Raw genomic sequence first — 19,505 nt, forward strand, 5'->3', positions numbered from 1 at the left:
TCATATCACTCGAAGTTCATGAGCGCCCAGTGTACGGATCTCCGCAGACAGAAAACAGGTCACAGCCGGACACAGAAGTAAAAAGCGCAAGATTTTGCAATTGCCGCGCAAAAACGTGCAAGCCGCAGGTTGCTTTTCACGCCACACTGCGGGCCAGATTATGTCGGAGAGTGCGCTATGAATGTGATGTTATACCTTGCCGTGGTGATGATTTGGGGAACCACCTGGATTGCCATTTTCCTGCAGCAGGAAGCGGGCGATACGCCCGTTTTAGTGGCGGTATTTTGGCGTTTCTTACTGGCGTCGCTGGTGATGCTGGTGATCCTTAAACTGTTGCGTCGCCTGCGAATACTGGATAAACGCGATCATCTGTTTTGTCTGCTGCAGGGCTGCTGCGTGTTTGGCTTCAACTTTGTCTGCTTCTATCATGCTGCCGCGTGGATCAGCAGCGGACTCGAGTCGGTGATATTCTCGATGGCCTTGCTGTATAACGCGCATAACAGCTGGATCTTCTTCCGTCAGCGCCCATCGTTTCGCCTGTTGCCAGCGGCGGTGCTTGGCCTGGGCGGTATTGTCGCACTGTTCTGGAATGATATTCAGGCGGCGCATCCGGCTCCACAGTTGCTATGGGGCGTGGGCCTCAGCGCGCTTGGCACGCTGGGCTTCTCCTTCGGCAATATGATTTCGCTGCGCCATCAACGCCGTCAGCGTGATGTGTTGACCACCAATAGCTACGCGATGCTGTATGGCGCTTTGGTGATGGCCGCACTGGCATTCATTAACGGCGATTCGCTGGCGCCAGCGCTGAATATGCAGTGGTTAGGCGCGATGAGCTACCTGGCGATATTTGGTTCGGTCTTGGGATTTGGGGCCTACTTCACGCTGGTGGGCCGTATTGGTGCCAGCCAGGCCGCTTACAGTACTTTGCTGTTCCCGCTGGTGGCGCTAACGCTCTCCACGCTATACGAAGGTTATCACTGGCACAGTAATGCGATTGTCGGGTTGGTGATGATTCTGGCGGGGAATATGGTGATGTTTGTACGCTGGCCGACGATGGGGCGATTACGGACCGCATAAATAACGAGAGCGGGCATTGCGCCCGCTCTTTTGTTCCTCTAGCGCCAGCCCTGAACGCCGATATTGAGCTGGTGAGGTTTAGTTATGGCTTTTCTGGCAATCCAGTAAAGCAGGACGCGTTCATCATCTTTGTCGCGGTCGGCCATTGCCAGTAATTTCAGCGACAACGTGGATTTATTCACTGGTTGATGCTCATCGCTTAACTCGATCACCGCCTGACCGATAATGCAGCAAACCTCATCCTCATTTGACGCGGATTCATATGTTCGGTCTTTCATATTTCCTCCTTTTGAATGAATTCTAAGCCTGGCAAACATCCACAACTTTGCAGGCGATACGGCGCGATCGATACAAACACTTACAGATGGTTACCCGTAGCAACCGCTACGGCTTAAATGACATCACTTACTGTCATCACAATGCCATTCATACCCGCTTTACTGCATTTCGTTCCACCATCCGGTTCATTCACGCCTCTGCATCCCCCGCACGCGCGAGAGCAATTTATTATCTCCACAGATTCCGCTTTCTCGAGTGAGAGATAAAAATGACAACAGCAACCCCCGCGAATGACCAACGTACTCGCATGCTCACCCTTATCGGCACTATTATCACGCAGTTCGCTTTGGGCTCGGTTTATACCTGGAGCCTGTTTAACGGCCCGCTGGCAAATAAGCTGAATGCGCCGATCAGTGAAGTGGCTTTCTCGTTCGGTTTACTCAGTCTTGGCCTAGCGATTGCGTCATCGCTTGCCGGGAAATTGCAGGAGCGCTTTGGCGTGCGCAACGTCACCATCGGTGCGGGCATGCTGATGGCGGTAGGTTTCTGGCTGACCGCGCATGCCGATAATCTGATGATGCTCTACCTCAGCGCGGGGATTCTGGTGGGATTGGCCGATGGCGCCGGTTATCTGATGACGCTCTCTAACTGCGTGAAGTGGTTCCCGGAGCGCAAAGGGCTCATTTCCGCCTGCTCGATTGGTGCGTACGGTTTGGGTAGCCTCGGCTTTAAATTCATCTGCGGCGCACTGCTGAGCGCACAAGGTCTGGAGAATACCTTCATGATCTGGGGCGTGCTGGCGATGAGCATGATCATTGTCGGCGCGTTGCTGATGCGTGACGCACCGATGCAGAAGAACAGAGGTAATACGCAGCTGGAAGCCAAAGATTACACGCTGGCGCAATCGGTGCGTTTACCGCAGTACTGGATGCTGGCGCTGATGTTCCTGACTGCCTGCATGAGCGGCCTGTACGTGATTGGCGTGGCGAAAGATATCGGTGAAGGCATGGTGCATCTGAGCGCGCAAACCGCCGCCAATGCGGTCACGGTGATTGCGATTGCCAACCTCAGCGGCCGTCTGATTCTTGGCGTGCTATCGGATAAAATGGCGCGCATCCGCGTGATTATGCTGGCGCAAATCGTCTCGCTGCTGGGCATGAGCATTTTGCTATTCACCCATATGAGTGAATCGACCTTCTTCCTCTCCTTAGCCTGCGTAGCCTTCAGCTTCGGCGGCACCATTACCGTGTTCCCATCGCTGGTCAGCGATTTCTTTGGCCTGAACAACCTGACCAAAAACTATGGTCTGATTTACCTGGGCTTCGGTATCGGCAGCGTGCTGGGTTCGCTGGTTGCTTCCGCCTTTGGCGGCTTCACCGTCACCTTCAGCCTGATTATGACCTTGCTGGTGATTTCGCTGGTGTTGTCGCTGAGCATCCGTCTGCCAAATCGCCAAAACGTGGCAGAACCTTTACTGCATAATTAAATTCGCTGGGATGCCGCATGAATATGCGGTATCCCATTTCTCCACAATTGATCCACAATAAAAAGTTAATTGAGAACCACTATTATTAAGCCTTGCCTTTCGGAGTAATCTCGTTATTATTATCAGGCATTCAGCTTATTCCGATTGGTTTATTTTATCCCGCGACTTTTTTAGCATTTAATTGACACACTCCGTAATACATTCCGTAATAACTCTACATTTCCTGCATCTTCACTCCACTATTCCCCTGTAATCTGGCGTCATTGGAACAGAGGAGGACTCTCCATGAAGAAAGTAATTAAGCTTGCATCGGTTGTAGCCATTATGACGATGTTGAGTGGCTGTATTATCGATCATCATCGTGGAGGCGGCGGCCCAGGCTGGGGCCATCATGGTGGTGGCGGCGGCTGGCATCATGGGCACGGCGGTCATGGACACCGCAGATAGTTGGGCAAAGCACACACAGCAAATAATAAGAAAATAAAAAGGGCGGGAAATTATCCCGCCCTATTTTTTTAGCTTTTTACCGCGTAATTACATTGATACCAGGCTTTCTTTAGTCCGGGCAAATGGCTATTTTGCGACGGCAGGGATTCCACCTTATCAAATCCACGCTGACTGCAATAATTAGCAAGGTCGATCTCCATTGCGTCTTTATTCAGCGTGTGCGGATCGTAACGATACTGCACGGTATTTGAGCTGGTATCTTCATCAACACGCTCAAATCCTCCTGGTTTGCTGACGCTACAACCCGCCAACATAAAAAGCGCCAATGCGCTAATAAGCATTTTTTTCATTAGGGTTTCCTCTTGAGCGTAGCAGTCTAAAAGGCAACGCCGCGCTTATCTATAGGAATAAAGCGCGAAATGTCCGGGATTAGTGAAGCTTTCGCCAATCAAATCGATAAAACCAAACGGTTTCACTTATCAAGGTAAGAGTGCGATTATCTGTTCAGACAAAACGAAGTCTGCACCACACCAGGTGAATTAATAATAAACATACTGATAATGACCTTCATGCCCGCGCTGAGCGGGCTTTTTTTTTGCCTGCTAACCAGTAAGGCTGACCATCTTACGTAAAAGATTGGCCGCTTGTTTGTCAGGCAATGCGAGAATGCCGCTGTAGAGATCAATCGACATCGCGCACATGGCGCCGCGATCAACCGCGGTGTCCGCCGGCATATTCAGCTGTTGCAGCCGATCGCCCCACTTGCCATACAGTTTTTCCACCACGCTTTGTAAATCGCGCTGCGCCGCAGCCTGATCCAGCGGCTTTTCATTGCCGGTACTTTGCTGCAGCAGCGTTTCGAGTGCTTGCGCATCGCGCTGATTCAGTTCCGGTGACAGCACCTGTTGCAAATTGACGCCGCCATTCACCTGCGGATAGAGGAAACGGAAGCAGCGCTGCGGTTCCTGCTGCTGCAACGCCCGCATTTCCTCGACCGAGACGCGGATGTAATCAATGATCGCCGCATCGCTGGCGCGCGTCAGACGCTGATTAACCAGATCCATCAACCAGCCGCGCATATCTCCCAGCGCCTGATTGGCGGGCACACCTTCCAGCCGTTTATGCAGCAGCTCGCGATTAAGCAACTGCCACAATGCGGGTTCCTGAATTTTTAGCAGACGATAACCGGGCGCAAGGCTGAGTTGGGTTGCGACCTCTTCCATCAGCGCCTGCCGCTCCTGACGTGGATGAAGCCAGCTGAACCACAGTAAATTCGCCAGTATCAGCGGCAAGATAAACAACAGAACGCCTTGCCACAGTCGCAGCGAGGTGGTGCGCACCAGCAGAATAATAATGATCGCCAGCAGCGCGAACGCCGCTAGCGTAATCGGAAAAAGCGAGAGCATCGAGCGGGGTTAATCCTTACGTACATCAATTAAAACGGGGCAATTGGCGCGTTCAATCACCGCAGCGCTGACCGAACCTTTCAGCAGACGATTAAACGGCGACAGATGACGGCGTCCCATGATGATCATGCTGGCATGCAAAAGTGTGGATTGCGCCACAATGGTTTCCGCTGCTTCCCCCGCCAGAATCAACCCCTTTGCCGCCACGCCCGCGCGTAAAAGCGGCGCCAGCGCGTGACGCACCACCATTTCGGCGGTGTTCTGCTCATCTTTCGCCGCCACAAAATCATCCGGATCTTCACCGGCATCAATCTCAATCGGTTGATTGCAGGAGGAGTATGCGGGATCAACGCAGCACAGCACCGTGACCTGTGCCTGATGCGCCAGCGCTTGTTCAATGGTCAACGCAATCACTTTTTCCGCCACCGGAGAGTTATCGATGGCCATCAGCAAGGTTTTCATCAGTTGGTTATCCTTCCACAGCGGTCATTTTGCCAATTTCACGAATCAAGGCGTCTTTGCACTTGATGATTTGCTCACGATAATGCGCTTCCTGCTTATGAAAACGCGCGGTCGGCACCAATAATGAGATGGAGAAGCGGCCAAACAGCGTATCAATGGCGACCGCCATGGTCGAAATGCCCTCCAGCGTCTCACCGCGATCGATCGCCAATCCGCTAGCGCGTACCTCGGCAATCAGCTCCAGCAATTGCGGCAGCGTTTTCACCGTCATCTCGGTTAACTCTTTATAGGCTTCGCCCACCATCACGCGCACATCTTCATCGCTCTCCAGCGCCAGCAACGCGCGGCCGCCCGATGTGCTGTAAAGCGGCAAATTCAGCCCGATGCGCGGCACCACGCGCAGTTCGCGCGAGGCCACCACATAATGCACGATAGCCAGCTGCGTGCCGCTGGCCCGCGCCAGCGATACCGTTTCGTTAATCTCTGCAGAGAGTTGTTCGAGGAATGGACGCACGATTTCCACCACGTCGCTGTGCACGCTGGAGATCAGCTTGAGCAGCGCCGGACCGAGACGTAACCCGCCAGCACCGCTGCTGCGCACCAGCTGTGCGCTGTCCAGCGCACCAATAATGCGCTGCACCGTCGAGCGCGGCAGATCAACCACCTGCGCAATTTCACCCAAACTCATGCCGCCGGGATGCTCACCCAGCGCGTTCAGAATTTTTGCCGCACGCGCGATGACCTGAATGCCACCCGCTTTTTCATCCTCACGGCTTGAGGGAAGTTCAACCATGATGCGTTCCTTTTTGGCCTGCCCTACTTTAACGCGAATGATCGCACTTTTACACCCTGTATCACATTGCAATACAGCATATCGATATGTAAGATGCCACCTGTATCACATCGCAATACACTGCATCAACATCATAACGAGAAGCCTGCTATGAACGCCCAGCCCATTGCGGCTCCGGCCCCCCATCCGTTTACTCTGCGCCTGGCGCTGGGATTGGTTGGCGTGCTGATTGCCGCGCTCACATCGGGATTAAACGATCGCGTCACCGATATCGCGTTAGCCGATATCCGCGCTGCCATCGGCATCAGTTACGATCAAGGCAGCTGGATCATCTCCGCGTATCAGGCCGCTGAAGTGGCGGCAATGATGATTGCGCCCTGGTTCGCCGTCACCTTTTCGCTGCGCCGCTTTGCGCTCACCGTCTCCGCTGGTTTTATGCTGAGCGGTCTGCTGCTGCCGCTGATGCCTAACGCCACGCTGTTTATCGCATTGCGCGTGGTGCAGGGGTTATTTGGCGGCGCGCTGCCGCCAATGCTGATGACCGTTGCGCTGCGCTTTCTTCCGCCGCCGATCAAATTATACGGTTTAGCCGGATATGCGCTGACCGCCACCTTCGGTCCGAATATGGCCGCTTCGCTGGCGGCGTTCTGGACCGATGACGTCAGCTGGCTGTTTGTCTTCTGGCAAGTGGTGCCCGCCATGCTGATTGCCATGCTGCTGATTAGCTGGGGTTTGCCGCAGGATCCGCTGCGCCTTGAGCGTTTTAAACAGATCGACCTGTTTGGCATGCTGACCGGCTGCTCCGGTATGGCGCTGTTGATTCTGGCGCTGACGCAGGGCGAGCGACTCGACTGGCTCGAATCGCCGTTATTTTGCGGCCTATTATTCAGCGCACTGGCGTTGCTGACTGTGTTCTTTATTAATGAATGGTTTCACCCGCTGCCGCTGTTCAAATTGCAGATGCTGGGGCGGCGCAATCTCGCGCACGGATTGCTGGTGCTGGCGGGCGTGCTGATTCTGTCGCTGTCAGGTTCGGCGCTGCCGTCGGCCTATCTGGCGCAGGTGCAAGGCTTCCGCACGCTGCAGTTCGCCCCGCTGGCGTTGACCATCGGATTGCCGCAGTTGCTGATCGCGCCTTTTGTTGCGGCGCTACTGAATATTCGCTGGGTGGATTGCCGCTGGATGTTGACAGCGGGCGTAGCGCTGTTGGTGACGTCCTGCCTGATGGGCATGCACATCACCACCGATTGGGCGCGGCAGAATTTCTGGCTGATTCAGATTTTGCAGGCGTTCGGCCAGCCCATGGTGATTTTGCCGGTGCTGATGAGTGCCACCAGCGTGGTTGCACCACCAGAAGGCCCCTTTGCCTCGGCGATGTTCAACACGGTGCGCGGTTTCTCCAGCATCGCCGCCAGCACGCTGGTGGAATGGTTTATCAGCCACCGTGAAAAATTCCACTCCAACGTGCTGGTCGATAGCGCCGCCAGCCGTTCATGGCTGATGACGGCGCCGAACAGCGCACAATCCAGCAGCAGCGCGCCGTTGCTGCCGGACGGCAGCGTCAGCAGCGCGGAAAATCTCAGCGGCTTCGCCACCTTGCTGAAACAGCAGGCGATGGTGCTGAGCCTGAGTGATTGCTACCAGATGCTGATTGCCTTCGCCGCCCTGCTTTTACTGTTAACCGCCTGGCTGCCAAAACGCGTGTGGCCACCACAAACACTGATTCAACCTGTTACGACGACGTCGAGATAATTGATATGCAAGCTTTTGCTTTGAAGAGAACGGTGCTGTTGAGCGCCTTATTACTGGTGTTATTAGCGATGGCCTTTTTTGTCTGGTCATCAATGACCGGCAACGATCACCGCACCACCGATGCCTACGTGAATGCCGATTACACGCTGGTTGCACCGAAAGTTTCCGGCTACATCGCCAGCGTCAACGTGCAAGACAACCAGCGCGTAAAGGCCGGCGAACTGCTGGCGACACTCGATGATCGCGATTACCGCGTGGCATTAGAGACCGCGCAGGCCAATTTGCAGGTCAGCGAGGCGAAGCGTTTGAGTAGCCAGGCGCAGCTGGAACAGCAGCAATCCACTATCGACCAGGCGAAGGCCACGTTAGCGGCGAGCCAGGCTTCCGCGCAGTACGCCGGACAAAGCGCCGCGCGTTACAACCAGCTGTATAAAAGTGGCACCATCGCCGCAGACGATCAGCAAAAAGCCAACTCAACGCAGCGCTCCGCCTCGGCTACCGTCCGCCAGAGCGAAGCGGCGCTGGCTTCCGCCGTCAAGCAGGTTGGCGTGCTACAAGCTGCGGTGCGTCAGGCCGCTGCCGATGTCGCTGCCGCGCAGGCCAGCGTCGATCAGGCGCAGCTCAATCTTTCCTATACACGGATTGTGGCGCCGGTGGATGGCATGGTCGGTCAACGTTCGGTGCGCCTCGGCGCCTACGTTAGCGCAGGCACGCGTTTGCTGGCGGTGGTGCCGCTGCAGCAAACCTATATCACCGCTAATTATCTGGAAACCCAGTTGGCGGATGTGCAGCAAGGGCAGAAAGTGAGCGTGAAGGTGGACGCCTTGCCAGGCAAGGTATTTAGCGGCCGCGTCGACAGCATCGCTCCGGCGACGGGCGCGACCTTTTCCGCCATTTCGCCGGACAACGCCACCGGCAATTACACCAAAGTGGTACAACGTTTACCGGTGAAAATTGTGCTCGATGAGAACCAGCCGGATCTGGCAAAACTGCGCGTGGGGATGTCGGCGATACCGGAGATTGAGACCCGCTGAAAATGTGAGCGATATCTCAGAAGCGGCCTATTTATTTTTGGGACAAATCCGCGTAAATTAGCCCTCGATCCTGTTCCGGGCTTGCCTGGAGCGACCTGAGAAGAAAGCGTGTAGCGATGATGAACTCCACCTTTCTCTTATTCTGTTCGGGTTACGCGGGTTTGGGATCGCCCGCCGGGTAGCCGCTCAGAGGAGTTGTTTTGTGAGATACGCTTTGATGGGAATATCTTTCTTCCTGTTGCTTTGGGTCGGTACTTTTGTACTGATGCTGTAGAGCCGCCAGGCGGGGCGACGCTGAGTCGCCCCACTTAATGGTTATTCCTCTTCTTCTTCCAGCGCTTTCACCGTTCCCGGCAAAATGCCATCGGCACGGAACATCGATTTAATCCCCCGCACCGCCTGACGAATACGATCGCTGTTTTCAATCAGCGCGAAACGCACGTGGGTATCACCGTAATCACCGAAACCGATGCCCGGCGAGACGCACACTTTGGCTTCCTGCATCAGTAATTTGGCGAACTCCAGTGAGCCAAGATGCGCGTAGTGATCGGGAATTTTCGCCCAGACGTACATCGACGCCTTCGGCAGATCGACCATCCAGCCCGCTTCGTGCAGGCCTTTCACCAGCACATCGCGGCGGCGTTTGTATTGTTCAGCGATATCGCGCACGCACTGTTGATCGCCTTCCAGCGCCGCAATCGCCGCGACCTGCAGTGGCGTGAAGGTGCCGTAATCGTGATAACTTTTGATGCGTGCCAGCGCGGAGACCAGCTCTTTGTTACCGACCATAAAGCCGATGCGCCAGCCCGCCATGTTGTAGCTTTTCGACAGGGTAAAGAATTCTACCGCCACATCACGCGCGCCTGGCACCTGCATAATCGACGGCGCTTTCCAGCCATCGTAGGTGATATCAGCGTAGGCGAGATCGTGGATGACCAGCACGTTGTACTGCTTCGCCAGCGCGATGACGCGCTCAAAGAAGTCGAGCTCAACGCATTGCGCTGTAGGGTTCGACGGGAAGCCGAGAATCATCATTTTCGGTTTGGGATAGCTTTCGCGAATCGCCCGCTCCAGCTCGTTGAAGAAATCAACGCCCGCTACCAACGGAACAGAACGCACCTGCGCGCCGGCAATGACCGCGCCGTAAATGTGAATTGGATAGCTGGGATTCGGCACCAGCACGGTGTCGCCGTGATCGAGCGTGGCCAGCATCAAGTGCGCCAAACCCTCTTTGGAGCCGATGGTGACTATTGCTTCCGATTCTGGATCGATCTCTACCTGATAACGGTCTGCGTACCAGCGCGAAATCGCGCGACGCAAACGGGGAATACCTTTCGAGGTTGAGTAACCGTGCGTGTCTTCGCGCTGCGCCACCTGGCAGAGTTTTTCGACGATGTGCGGCGGCGTGGGGCCATCCGGATTGCCCATCGAAAAATCGATGATGTCTTCGCCGCGCCGACGCGCAGCCATCTTCAATTCAGCGGTAATGTTAAAAACATACGGGGGAAGGCGTTCAATACGCGAGAAACGACGGGGTGTGCTGTTATCAGCCATGATGTCCTCTGGTTTACGTAAGCGCCCGGACCGTCCGAGCGACGTGGGTCACTGTGGTGACCGCACCAAGAACATAACGCGCTGATAACAAGATTGTCGAGAGCAGACGGAAATTTTTTTAATGTTGCGGATTCAGGCGGCCAAACACCCAATCGCTTACCCATTGGCCGTTTAGCAGATAATTATCCCGCAGCGTACCCTCAAGGACGAAACCATTCTTCTCCAGAATGCGGCGTGACGGCCAATTCCCCTCAATCACCATCGCTTTCAACTTATGAAATTCTGCCTGCAGCAAAAACTGGCACAGCGCGTCGAGCGCTTCACTGCCATAACCCATTCCGGTAAACGCCGCGCGCAGCATGTAACCCACTTCGGCCTGACGATAGGGATGCCACTCGGCGCTGCAGCCAAACAGGCCAATCGGCTCGCCGGTTTCCCGGATGCGCGCCACCAGACACAGCATATGAAAACTGCTCGCCTGCCATGGCGCCAGACGCTCAGTAAAGCGTTGACGAATATCGTTTTCATCCGGGATTTCACTGACCCACGTCATGGTCGCGCGGTCCTGATGTACCGTTTTGAAAATCCGCCAGTCTTCAGGTTGAAGCCGACTGAGGGACAAACGTGGCGTGAGTAATTGCATGGCTGAGCTCCCCTTTTTTATCCGGCAACATAGCAAACCGGCGTATTGACAACCAGCGATCGGCGCACGCTTTCGCTAATCCTCTTTTTGTTACTCAAGTTTTCCTCTTTTGGCGGATGTCGCTATTTATGGCGACCAGGCATGCTCAAAATTGATCCCGGCTACGAGAAAGGTCTGCAGATTGCCGTGGCGCTGGCGGATCGTGACCACATTTTTTATCATAGCCTCCCGTTTCTTGCCTGAGAGATGCCCTTGCCTTCCCACTTCGACATGCTGCTGGCGGTTTTTGACCGCGCGGCGCTGATGCTGATCTGTCTGTTCTTCCTCACGCGCACGCGGGTGTTTCGTCAGCTGTTGCAAAAAGATGAGCATTCGGTGCGAGAAAAACTGGTGGTAACGGCAATATTCTCGCTGTTTGCGCTGTTCAGCACCTGGTCAGGCATTAACGTCGACGGCTCGCTGCTCAATGTGCGCGTGATTGCGGTGATGTCCGGCGGCATTCTGTTTGGTCCGTGGGTAGGCATCGCCACCGGCGTGATTGCCGGTTTGCATCGCTATCTAATTGATATGGATGGCGTCACGGCGGTGCCTTGCCTGATCACCAGCATTATTGCCGGTATCGCTTCGGGCGTGATCAACCGCCGGGTGAATAAAGAGCAGCGCTGGCGCGCCGGTATTCTTGGCGGCATGTTGTGCGAAAGCCTGACCATGCTGCTGATTGTGCTGTGGGCCAAGCCGATGACGCTGGGACTGGCGATTGTGTCCGAGATTGCGCTGCCGATGATTCTGGGCGCCTCAAGCATCGGTTTAATCGTGCTGCTGGTGCAGAGCGTCGAAGGTGAAAAAGAGGCGATTGCGGCGCGTCAGGCCAAGCTGGCGCTGGAGATCGCTAACAAAACATTGCCGCTGTTTCGCCAGGTTGATAGCCAGTCGCTGCATAAAGTGTGCGATATCATCCGCACCGACATTCACGCCGATGCAGTCGCCATCACCAATAACAAACAGATTCTCGCTTACGTCGGCTACGGCGAGCAGAACTATCACAACGGCGATGATGCCATCAGCCCGACCACCGCGCAGGCAATCGCCAGCGGTAAAATCATTATTAAAAACAACGACGAGGCGCATCGTACCAAAGATATTCACTCGATGCTGGTTATTCCCCTTTGGGAAAAAGGGGAAGTCACCGGCACGCTAAAAATCTATTATCGCCGTGCGCATCGCATCACCGGTTCGCTGAAAGAGATGGCGATTGGGCTGTCGCAAATCATCTCCACCCAGCTGGAAGTCTCGCGGGCTGAACAGCTGCGCGAGATGGCGAACAAGGCAGAATTGCGCGCGCTGCAAAGCAAAATTAACCCGCATTTCCTGTTTAACGCCCTGAATGCTATTTCCTCTTCGATTCGCCTTAATCCGGACACCGCGCGCCAGTTGGTGATCAATCTGTCACGTTATCTGCGTTACAACCTCGAACTCAACGATGACGAGCTTATCGATATCAAGAAAGAGTTGTGGCAGGTGAAGGATTATATCGCGATTGAGCAGGCGCGTTTCGGCGATAAGCTGTCGATGATTTATGACGTGGATGAAGATCTGCACTTCACGCTGCCCAGCCTACTGATTCAGCCGCTGGTAGAGAACGCGATTGTGCACGGCATTCAGCCTTGCCGCGGCAAAGGCGTAGTGACGCTGAGCGTAAAGGATTTAGGCGATCGAGTGCGCGTTGCGGTGCGCGATACCGGCGATGGCATCAGCGATGATGTGATGAGCCGCGTGGCGCGAAACGAGATGCCCGGCAACAAAATTGGTCTGCTGAATGTGCATCATCGCGTTAAGCTGCTCTCCGGCCAGGGTTTGGTCATCACCCGCCATCATCCCGGCACGGAAATCGCCTTTACGCTTAGCAAGAATGGCCAGCGGCTGCCTGCCCCGCTGCGCCCCACCACGGAAACCGCCACGTGAAAGCCATCATCGTTGAAGACGAGTTTCTCGCCCAGCAAGAGTTAAGCTGGATGATTCAGCAACATAGCCAAATCAGCGTTGAGGCCTGCTTTGATGATGGGCTGGAAGTGCTGAAATATCTGCAGAACCATCGTGTGGATGTGATTTTCCTCGATATCAACATTCCTTCGCTTGATGGCATGCTGCTGGCGCAAAACATCAACCAGTTTGCTCATAAGCCATTGATTGTGTTTATCACCGCGTGGAAAGAGCATGCGGTTGAAGCGTTTGAGCTGGATGCGTTTGACTACATTCTCAAGCCGTATCATGAGTCGCGCATCATGACCATGCTGCGGAAACTGGAAGCCAGCGCGCAACAACAGTTGCAACCACAAAACGCGGCGGCCAGCTCGCCACAAACCGTCAATCTGGTGAAAGATGAACGCATTATCGTCACCGATATCAACGAGATTTATTACGTTGAGGCGCACGAGAAGTTGACGTTTGTGTATACGCGGCGCGAAGCCTATGTGATGTCGATGGTGATCAGTGAGTTTTGCAGCCGTTTACCGGAACAGCAGTTCTTCCGCTGCCATCGCTCTTACTGCGTCAACCTGAGCAAGATTCGTGAAATCGAGCCGTGGTTTAACAATACCTATTTGGTGAAGTTGCGTGATTTGGATGCGCAGGTGCCGGTGAGTCGCAGCAAGGTGAAAGCCTTTCGGCAGTTGATGAGATTATAAGGCGAACGGCGGATGCCGCTCGCCTGCGTGTTTACAGCTCGCGGCCCAACACCTGACGCAGGTGCGCACCGGCGCCGAGTAAGCCCGGCTGATCGTGAGTGATCATATATACCGGAATATCGACCAGGTAATCGCGGAAGCGACCTTTATCTTCAAATGCCGCGCGGAAACCGGAAGCTTTAAAGAAATCGAGGAAGCGCGGCACAATACCGCCCGCGATATAAACGCCGCCGAAGGTGCCCAGATTCAGCGCCAGGTTGCCGCCAAAACGGCCCATGATCACGCAGAACAACGACAGCGCGCGACGGCAATCAATGCAGGTATCTTTTAATGCGCGTTCGGTGACATCTTTAGGCTTGAGGTTTTCTGGCTCACGCTCATCTGACTTCACGATGGCGCGATACAGATTAACCAAACCGGCACCGGACAGCACGCGTTCCGCCGAAACGTGGCCAATCTCCGCGCGCAGCACTTCGAGAATTTCACCCTCTTCTTCGCTATTTGGCGCGAAGTCAACGTGACCGCCCTCGCCCGGCAAGCTGATCCAGCGCTTATCCACGTGCACTAAATGGCTGACGCCGAGGCCGGTACCCGCACCATAAATCGCGATAGGCTTGCCTTCAACCGGCGCTCTACCGCCAAACTGAATCACTTCCTGTTCGCTCAGCATCGGAATCGCCATCGAAACGGCGGTGAAATCATTGATGATTTCCAGGCTTTCCAGCGCCAGATGCTCTTTCATCACTTTGGTCGAGAACGCCCAATCGTGGTTGGTCATCTCCACCCAATCGCCGGTAATCGGACAGGCAATAGCGATACAGGCGTGCTTAATGTCCTGTTTTTGCTCGTCCAGATAGTGGCGAATCACCGCTTCGAGATTGTCGTAGTCTGATGTTGAGAAAGTTTGGGCTTGCGAGATAGCGCCGTTTTCTACCTCACACAATGCGAGACGGGCATTGGTACCGCCCACATCGCCGACCAGGGCGTATGTTGTCATTCTTCTGCTGCTCCGCTTGGGTCATAAACAATTGCAGGACACTATAAAAGCCTGCCAATAAAACAACAACGCCCACCTGCACGATGGGCGTAATCCATTCAAAGATGCTGCACAGCCTACCGATCACCTGCCCGACTTCCCAGCGGCAACTTTCCGAAATTTAGCCACTATTACGCTGATGCAGTGCGGCGGTGACTTTACGCAGCAGCGGCGGCAAGTCCTGTTTGTCCATCACCACTTCCACCAGCGACAGACGTCGATTCCGCATTAATTGTTCCATCACCGCGTCGAGTTGCACCGTTTCGCTGACGCGCCAGCTTTGCGCCGCACAGTGCTGGCTCAGCGCCTGCGGTAGCGCGGTCCAGTTCCATTGCGCGATATCATTGTAACGTTGCTCAGCACCGTGAATCGCGCGCTCAACGGTATAACCATCGTTATTAATCAAGAAGATAATCGGCTGCTGGCCGTCGCGTAGCATCGAACCTAACTCCTGAATCGTCAGCTGCGCAGAGCCATCGCCAATGATCAGGATGACCCGCCGATCTGGCTGCGCGGTTTGCGCACCAAAAGTGGCGGGTAAAGTATAGCCAATCGATCCCCACAGCGGTTGCACCAACAGTTGTGCATCCTGCGGTAAACGCAGCGCCGCCGCACCAAAGGCCGCAGTGCCTTGATCGGCAAGGATAATATCACCGTGTTGCAGGAAGCGCTGCATCGCCTGCCAGAATGCCTGCTGACTGATTACCGCCGCAGCAATTTGCTCACTTTCCTCGCACTCAGGCGCATCTGCCAGCCGCCAGTGCGCGCAGTGACGCTGATAAATCGGCGTCAGCGCCGCCAGCGCCTGCTGCATGCTCAACGGCGCAAACACCTCGCCAGCGACCGTGGCCTGAAACGGCTGCAAATCGATCACGCGCTCAGCGGGCAGATTTTGTGTGAAGCCGGCGGTTAAGGTGTCGGTAAACCGCACGCCGACGCACAGCGTAACGTCGGTATCTTCGATGGCCTGACGCACCGCATCGCTGCTGCCTTGCGCGGCATACGTACCGACGAAGCCCGGCTGCTGCTCGTTCAGCACGCCCTTGCCCATCAACAAGGTGGCGGCAGGAATCGCACGCAGCTGGCGCAACGCCTCAAGCTGTGGCTGCAACTGCCAGCGTGAGGCCAGGAAATCAGCCAACAGCGCCACGCGCTGTGCCGGTGCCAGCAAGCGTTCTGCCGCATCGGCAAAGGCCACGGCAACCTGCTGATGGTTATCTGCGGCTGTATTTTTTTCTTCTGGTAGCGAAATCTCAGCCGCCGCCACATCCACCGCCAGCAATAAATAGCCGGGGCGATGTTGCGTTAGCGCCTCGCTGATAACGCGATCAATCTCAGTCACTGCGTTTTCCGCCGTCAGCACCGCCGATGCCACACTGACTTCCTGCGCCATACGCAGGAAGTGACCAAAATCGCCGTCGCCCAGCGAATGGTGCACACAATCGCCCTGTTGTTGCGCCTGACTGGCGGGGGCGCCAACGATATGAATCACCGGCACATATTCGGCATAGCTGCCGGCGATGCCGTTGATTGCGCTGAGCTCGCCGACGCCAAAGGTGGTCAGCAGTGCCGCCGCACCGTTGCAGCGCCCGTAACCATCCGCCGCATACGCCGCATTCAGTTCATTGGCACAGCCAACCCAGGCAATGTCGGGATGCGCAATCACGCTGTCGAGAAATTGCAGGTTGTAATCGCCGGGCACGCCGAACAGATGACGGATGCCAGCTTGCTGTAATCGGTGCAGTAAATAATCGCCAACGTTCGGGTTTTTCATCGACAGCTCCTTGTTAAGGGGATAATCAGGAGTATTAGCGATGTGGCTGAATTGGCGAGATATTCATCATCGTGGCGTGGTGATTTGTGGCAAGCATTCGTTACGACGACAGATAATTCTGTAAGTTGCGATCTTCGGCGCGTTTCACCTTAGTGTAAACGCATACACTGATAGGCTGATGTCACTTTCTCCCCTATGAGACAGGAACGCTGCATGAGTGCTTTTCCCCATCCCGAACGTTATCAACAGATGCAATACCGCCGCAGTGGCCGTAGCGGCCTGAAGTTACCGGCGATTTCACTGGGTTTATGGCATAACTTTGGCGACAGTACCCGCGTCGATAACAGCCGTGAACTGCTGCGCCATGCCTTTGATCGCGGCATTACCCATTTCGATCTCGCCAATAATTACGGCCCGCCGCCGGGATCGGCGGAATCCAACTTTGGTCGCATTCTGCGCGAGGATTTTCAGGGGCTGCGTGACGAGCTGGTGATTTCAACTAAAGCCGGTTACACCATGTGGGACGGCCCATACGGCGATTGGGGTTCGCGCAAGTATCTGATTTCCAGTCTCGATCAAAGCCTGAAGCGCATGGGATTGGAGTACGTTGATATCTTCTATCATCACCGCCCCGATCCCGAAACGCCGCTGGAAGAGACCATGCGTGCGCTGGATCAGGTGGTGCGTCAGGGCAAAGCGCTGTATGCCGCCATCTCCAACTATCCGGCAGACAAAGCCGCCGAAGCGATTGCGATTCTGCGCGATCTCGGCACGCCTTGCCTGATCCACCAGCCGCGTTATTCGATGTTTGAACGTACGCCTGAACAGGGTTTACTGGATGTGCTGGGCGACAACGGCGTTGGTTGCATCGCCTTCTCGCCGCTGGCGGGAGGCGTGTTAACCGACCGCTATTTGCAGGGTATTCCACAAGACTCGCGCATCGCCAGCGGCAGTAAGTTCCTGAATGAAAACCAGCTGACGCAAGAGAAGATGGAAAAAGTGCGTCAGCTGCAGGCGATTGCCCAACAGCGCGGCCAGAAGCTGGCGCAGATGGCGCTGAGCTGGGTGCTGCGCGATGCGCGTGTTACCTCGGTGCTGATTGGCGCCAGTAAAACCACGCAAATTGATGATGCGGTTGAGATGTTGAGCCAGCCGGAACTAAGCCAGGATGAGATCGACGCTATCCACAATATCTTAGTGTAAACGTTTACCCGCCCGGCATTGGTCGGGCGTTTTCCGCAGCAGAAAATTCTCATTTCAGATTTCCCTCAGCGTTTTCAGACGGATTCTCAAGGCTTCCCTGGTCCGATGTGGCAAACTAGCGCAACGGTGGCAGTTATAAGCTACTGAAAAGGAGAAGTTATGAAACGTGCCATTTTGTTTGCCGCCTTGCTGGCAACCTTATCCCCATTGGCTATCAGCACAGCACAAGCCGACAGCGCCACCATCAATTTGGGTCCGGGCGTTACGCTGCATCTCGGCGATCGCGATCGTCACGGTAATTACTGGGACGGGGGGCGCTGGCGCGAGCCGCGCTGGTGGAACGATCGTTATCAGTACAACGATCATCGCTGGTGGCGTCACGAAGAGTGGAAACGTCATCGCGCCTATGAACGTGAGCGCGAACGCCGCTGGCATGAGCGTGAACGTCGTGAACATCACCGCCACGATCATCGCCATGATGATCGTCGAGGTCACCACGATCACCATCATCACTAAACAAAAAATCCCGCACAATGGCGGGATTTTTCTTTTCTCTGGCAGTTACCAACCGAGCGCTTCGCCGACCAGCAAATAGAGATTGAGGGCGATCACCAGCATCACAATCAGCCGCCCGGCATTTTGCATCAGGCGTGAGTTCACCATCTCATCGCCCATCAATTCGCGGTTGCCGGTAAAGGAGAGCAGCGGAATCAGCGCCAGCGCGATACCGAAACTCAACAGCACCTGACTCATTACCAGAATGCGCGTGGGATCCCAGCCCGCCCAAATTACTATAAAAGAGGGCAACATGGTGATAGTGCGGCGGAACCACAGCGGAATGTGGAAACGGATAAAGCCCTGCATCACCACTTGTCCCGCCAGCGTGCCAACCACGGTTGAGGAGAGACCAGCAGCCACCAGACTCAAACCGAACACAATCGCTGCCGCTTCACCCAACAGCGGTTGCAGCGTTAAGTATGCCTGATCGAGATCGACGATGCTGGAGTGACCGCTAAAGTGAAATGCCGCAGCGGCGGTGGCCATCATCGCCAGATTCACAAAGCCAGCGATGGTCATGGCGATAGCCACATCCAGCTTGGTTGAACTGTAACGTTGCGCCTTGCTGCCTTTATTGCCGTGCTGCGTCAGCGCCGAGTGCAGATAAATCACGTGCGGCATAATGGTGGCGCCTAACACACCAGCTGCGAGGAATACCGCATCCGATGTTGGCAGCGATGGCAGCGCCATGCCAACCACCAGCTCACTCACTTTAGGCTGGGAGAAAAACAGCTCCACAATATAAGCCGCCGCTACAAACAGCAGCAGACCGCCAATCACCAGTTCCAGCGGCTTCTGCCCGCGACTTTGCAGCATCAGAATCAGGTAGGTCGCGATACCGGTTAACACCGCCCCCTGCAGCAGGGAAATGCCAAGTAATAGCTTGAAGCCGAGCGCCGCGCCGATAAATTCAGCGAGATCGGTGGCCATGGCGATGATTTCCGCCTGCACCCAATAGAACCACACCGCCGGGCGCGGGAAGCGATCGCGGATGTGTTCTGCAAGATTTTTGCCGGTAGCAATGCCCAGCTTGGCGGACATCAGCTGGATCAGCATCGCCATGACGTTGGCCCACACCACCACCCATAACAGCTTGTAGCCGTAGGCGGCGCCGGCCTGAATGTTGGTCGCGAAGTTGCCGGGATCGATGTAGCCAATCGCCGCAATAAAGGCGGGGCCCAGCAGCGCGAGTTTGATCTTTCTGGCTCCGCGAGCGGCGCGCTCGGCGGTGCGGCTTTCTAGCATAGTTTTACCCTGTCCTAATGCTTGTTGACCTGTTCAGATTAAGGGTCATTCAAGGCAGATGAAATTTGGTTA

The 19,505-nt window shown here is 55.2% G+C and carries 19 protein-coding genes; 9 read left to right on the forward strand and 10 right to left on the reverse strand.

Features of this window, described 5'->3' with window-relative positions; all coding sequences use genetic code 11:
* Window positions 1-177 precede the first annotated feature (177 nt).
* Entirely contained in the window at window positions 178-1,077 is a 900-nt protein-coding gene (locus tag ACVLVH_RS08060) for a DMT family transporter (protein ID WP_498949161.1), read from the forward strand.
* Window positions 1,078-1,115: 38 nt separating this feature from the next.
* On the opposite strand, the gene ACVLVH_RS08065 is transcribed toward ACVLVH_RS08060, so the two are convergent.
* A complete protein-coding gene (locus tag ACVLVH_RS08065) occupies window positions 1,116-1,355 on the reverse strand; it encodes a hypothetical protein (RefSeq protein ID WP_008101313.1) in 240 nt (79 codons plus the stop codon).
* A gap of 269 nt (window positions 1,356-1,624) precedes the next feature.
* Between ACVLVH_RS08065 and ACVLVH_RS08070 the strand changes: the two genes are divergently transcribed.
* On the forward strand, window positions 1,625-2,842 hold the full coding sequence (locus ACVLVH_RS08070; protein WP_277973920.1) for an L-lactate MFS transporter: 1,218 nt from the start codon (window positions 1,625-1,627) through the stop codon (window positions 2,840-2,842).
* 515 nt (window positions 2,843-3,357) lie between these two features.
* Here the strand turns inward: ACVLVH_RS08070 and ACVLVH_RS08075 are convergent.
* The 4 genes from ACVLVH_RS08075 to ACVLVH_RS08090 form a co-directional block, all read right to left on the reverse strand.
* Window positions 3,358-3,639, reverse strand: a complete 282-nt coding sequence (locus tag ACVLVH_RS08075; RefSeq protein WP_008101319.1) for a putative periplasmic lipoprotein — start codon at window positions 3,637-3,639, stop codon at window positions 3,358-3,360.
* Between the two features lie 252 nt (window positions 3,640-3,891).
* Entirely contained in the window at window positions 3,892-4,695 is an 804-nt protein-coding gene (locus ACVLVH_RS08080) for a hypothetical protein (protein ID WP_277973921.1), read from the reverse strand.
* 9 nt (window positions 4,696-4,704) lie between these two features.
* Window positions 4,705-5,157, reverse strand: a complete 453-nt coding sequence (locus ACVLVH_RS08085) for a universal stress protein (RefSeq protein ID WP_101763602.1) — start codon at window positions 5,155-5,157, stop codon at window positions 4,705-4,707.
* 7 nt (window positions 5,158-5,164) lie between these two features.
* The gene (locus ACVLVH_RS08090; RefSeq protein WP_008101326.1) at window positions 5,165-5,950 is read right to left on the reverse strand and encodes an IclR family transcriptional regulator; all 786 of its coding nucleotides are present in this window, start codon (window positions 5,948-5,950) and stop codon (window positions 5,165-5,167) included.
* Between the two features lie 150 nt (window positions 5,951-6,100).
* On the opposite strand from ACVLVH_RS08090, the gene ACVLVH_RS08095 reads away from it, so the two are divergent.
* The 3 genes from ACVLVH_RS08095 to ypdK all read left to right on the forward strand — a co-directional run bounded on the left by ACVLVH_RS08095 (window position 6,101) and on the right by ypdK (window position 9,010).
* Entirely contained in the window at window positions 6,101-7,702 is a 1,602-nt protein-coding gene (locus tag ACVLVH_RS08095) for an MFS transporter (RefSeq protein ID WP_336768629.1), read from the forward strand.
* 5 nt (window positions 7,703-7,707) lie between these two features.
* Window positions 7,708-8,736: an HlyD family secretion protein gene (locus ACVLVH_RS08100; RefSeq protein ID WP_101763599.1), complete on the forward strand. Its 1,029-nt coding sequence runs from the start codon at window positions 7,708-7,710 to the stop codon at window positions 8,734-8,736.
* A gap of 202 nt (window positions 8,737-8,938) precedes the next feature.
* On the forward strand, window positions 8,939-9,010 hold the full coding sequence (gene ypdK, locus ACVLVH_RS08105; RefSeq protein WP_099686956.1) for a membrane protein YpdK: 72 nt from the start codon (window positions 8,939-8,941) through the stop codon (window positions 9,008-9,010).
* Between the two features lie 41 nt (window positions 9,011-9,051).
* Here the strand turns inward: ypdK and alaC are convergent, their stop codons facing one another.
* Window positions 9,052-10,290, reverse strand: coding sequence for an alanine transaminase (gene alaC / locus ACVLVH_RS08110; RefSeq protein ID WP_008101332.1), 1,239 nt, complete (start codon window positions 10,288-10,290; stop codon window positions 9,052-9,054).
* Window positions 10,291-10,408: 118 nt separating this feature from the next.
* A complete protein-coding gene (locus ACVLVH_RS08115) occupies window positions 10,409-10,933 on the reverse strand; it encodes a GNAT family N-acetyltransferase (RefSeq protein ID WP_280171931.1) in 525 nt (174 codons plus the stop codon).
* 270 nt (window positions 10,934-11,203) lie between these two features.
* Between ACVLVH_RS08115 and ACVLVH_RS08120 the strand changes: the two genes are divergently transcribed.
* Both ACVLVH_RS08120 and ACVLVH_RS08125 read left to right on the forward strand, forming a co-directional pair.
* Window positions 11,204-12,895, forward strand: coding sequence for a sensor histidine kinase (locus tag ACVLVH_RS08120; protein ID WP_110866529.1), 1,692 nt, complete (start codon window positions 11,204-11,206; stop codon window positions 12,893-12,895).
* The gene (locus tag ACVLVH_RS08125; RefSeq protein ID WP_280171932.1) at window positions 12,892-13,617 is read left to right on the forward strand and encodes a LytR/AlgR family response regulator transcription factor; all 726 of its coding nucleotides are present in this window, start codon (window positions 12,892-12,894) and stop codon (window positions 13,615-13,617) included. Before ACVLVH_RS08120 ends, ACVLVH_RS08125 begins: the two co-directional genes overlap by 4 nt.
* 31 nt (window positions 13,618-13,648) lie before the next feature.
* Here ACVLVH_RS08125 and glk read toward each other — a convergent pair whose 3' ends face one another.
* Window positions 13,649-14,614, reverse strand: a complete 966-nt coding sequence (gene glk / locus ACVLVH_RS08130) for a glucokinase (protein WP_101763595.1) — start codon at window positions 14,612-14,614, stop codon at window positions 13,649-13,651.
* A gap of 160 nt (window positions 14,615-14,774) precedes the next feature.
* Complete coding sequence (locus ACVLVH_RS08135; RefSeq protein ID WP_498949163.1) at window positions 14,775-16,427, reverse strand: alpha-keto acid decarboxylase family protein; 1,653 nt, start codon at window positions 16,425-16,427, stop codon at window positions 14,775-14,777.
* Between the two features lie 213 nt (window positions 16,428-16,640).
* On the opposite strand from ACVLVH_RS08135, the gene mgrA reads away from it, so the two are divergent.
* Both mgrA and ACVLVH_RS08145 read left to right on the forward strand, forming a co-directional pair.
* Entirely contained in the window at window positions 16,641-17,630 is a 990-nt protein-coding gene (mgrA, locus tag ACVLVH_RS08140; RefSeq protein WP_277973924.1) for an L-glyceraldehyde 3-phosphate reductase, read from the forward strand.
* Window positions 17,631-17,789: 159 nt separating this feature from the next.
* Window positions 17,790-18,146, forward strand: a complete 357-nt coding sequence (locus ACVLVH_RS08145) for a DUF2502 domain-containing protein (protein WP_101763592.1) — start codon at window positions 17,790-17,792, stop codon at window positions 18,144-18,146.
* Between the two features lie 45 nt (window positions 18,147-18,191).
* Here ACVLVH_RS08145 and ACVLVH_RS08150 read toward each other — a convergent pair whose 3' ends face one another.
* Complete coding sequence (locus tag ACVLVH_RS08150; protein WP_192411431.1) at window positions 18,192-19,433, reverse strand: Nramp family divalent metal transporter; 1,242 nt, start codon at window positions 19,431-19,433, stop codon at window positions 18,192-18,194.
* Window positions 19,434-19,505: the final 72 nt, after the last annotated feature.

The sequence above is a fragment of the Kluyvera sp. 1366 genome, assembly GCF_054823405.1.

Excerpts from the sequence above, each read along its gene's own strand:
- ACVLVH_RS08060 (WP_498949161.1), top strand. The coding sequence starts at position 178 with ATGAATGTGATGTTATACCTTGCCGTGGTGATGATTTGGGGAACCACC.
- ACVLVH_RS08065 (WP_008101313.1), bottom strand. The coding sequence starts at position 1,355 with ATGAAAGACCGAACATATGAATCCGCGTCAAATGAGGATGAGGTTTGC.
- ACVLVH_RS08070 (WP_277973920.1), top strand. The coding sequence starts at position 1,625 with ATGACAACAGCAACCCCCGCGAATGACCAACGTACTCGCATGCTCACC.
- ACVLVH_RS08075 (WP_008101319.1), bottom strand. The coding sequence starts at position 3,639 with ATGAAAAAAATGCTTATTAGCGCATTGGCGCTTTTTATGTTGGCGGGT.
- ACVLVH_RS08080 (WP_277973921.1), bottom strand. The coding sequence starts at position 4,695 with ATGCTCTCGCTTTTTCCGATTACGCTAGCGGCGTTCGCGCTGCTGGCG.
- ACVLVH_RS08085 (WP_101763602.1), bottom strand. The coding sequence starts at position 5,157 with ATGAAAACCTTGCTGATGGCCATCGATAACTCTCCGGTGGCGGAAAAA.
- ACVLVH_RS08090 (WP_008101326.1), bottom strand. The coding sequence starts at position 5,950 with ATGGTTGAACTTCCCTCAAGCCGTGAGGATGAAAAAGCGGGTGGCATT.
- ACVLVH_RS08095 (WP_336768629.1), top strand. The coding sequence starts at position 6,101 with ATGAACGCCCAGCCCATTGCGGCTCCGGCCCCCCATCCGTTTACTCTG.
- ACVLVH_RS08100 (WP_101763599.1), top strand. The coding sequence starts at position 7,708 with ATGCAAGCTTTTGCTTTGAAGAGAACGGTGCTGTTGAGCGCCTTATTA.
- alaC (WP_008101332.1), bottom strand. The coding sequence starts at position 10,290 with ATGGCTGATAACAGCACACCCCGTCGTTTCTCGCGTATTGAACGCCTT.
- ACVLVH_RS08115 (WP_280171931.1), bottom strand. The coding sequence starts at position 10,933 with ATGCAATTACTCACGCCACGTTTGTCCCTCAGTCGGCTTCAACCTGAA.
- ACVLVH_RS08120 (WP_110866529.1), top strand. The coding sequence starts at position 11,204 with ATGCTGCTGGCGGTTTTTGACCGCGCGGCGCTGATGCTGATCTGTCTG.
- glk (WP_101763595.1), bottom strand. The coding sequence starts at position 14,614 with ATGACAACATACGCCCTGGTCGGCGATGTGGGCGGTACCAATGCCCGT.
- ACVLVH_RS08135 (WP_498949163.1), bottom strand. The coding sequence starts at position 16,427 with ATGAAAAACCCGAACGTTGGCGATTATTTACTGCACCGATTACAGCAA.
- mgrA (WP_277973924.1), top strand. The coding sequence starts at position 16,641 with ATGAGTGCTTTTCCCCATCCCGAACGTTATCAACAGATGCAATACCGC.
- ACVLVH_RS08145 (WP_101763592.1), top strand. The coding sequence starts at position 17,790 with ATGAAACGTGCCATTTTGTTTGCCGCCTTGCTGGCAACCTTATCCCCA.
- ACVLVH_RS08150 (WP_192411431.1), bottom strand. The coding sequence starts at position 19,433 with ATGCTAGAAAGCCGCACCGCCGAGCGCGCCGCTCGCGGAGCCAGAAAG.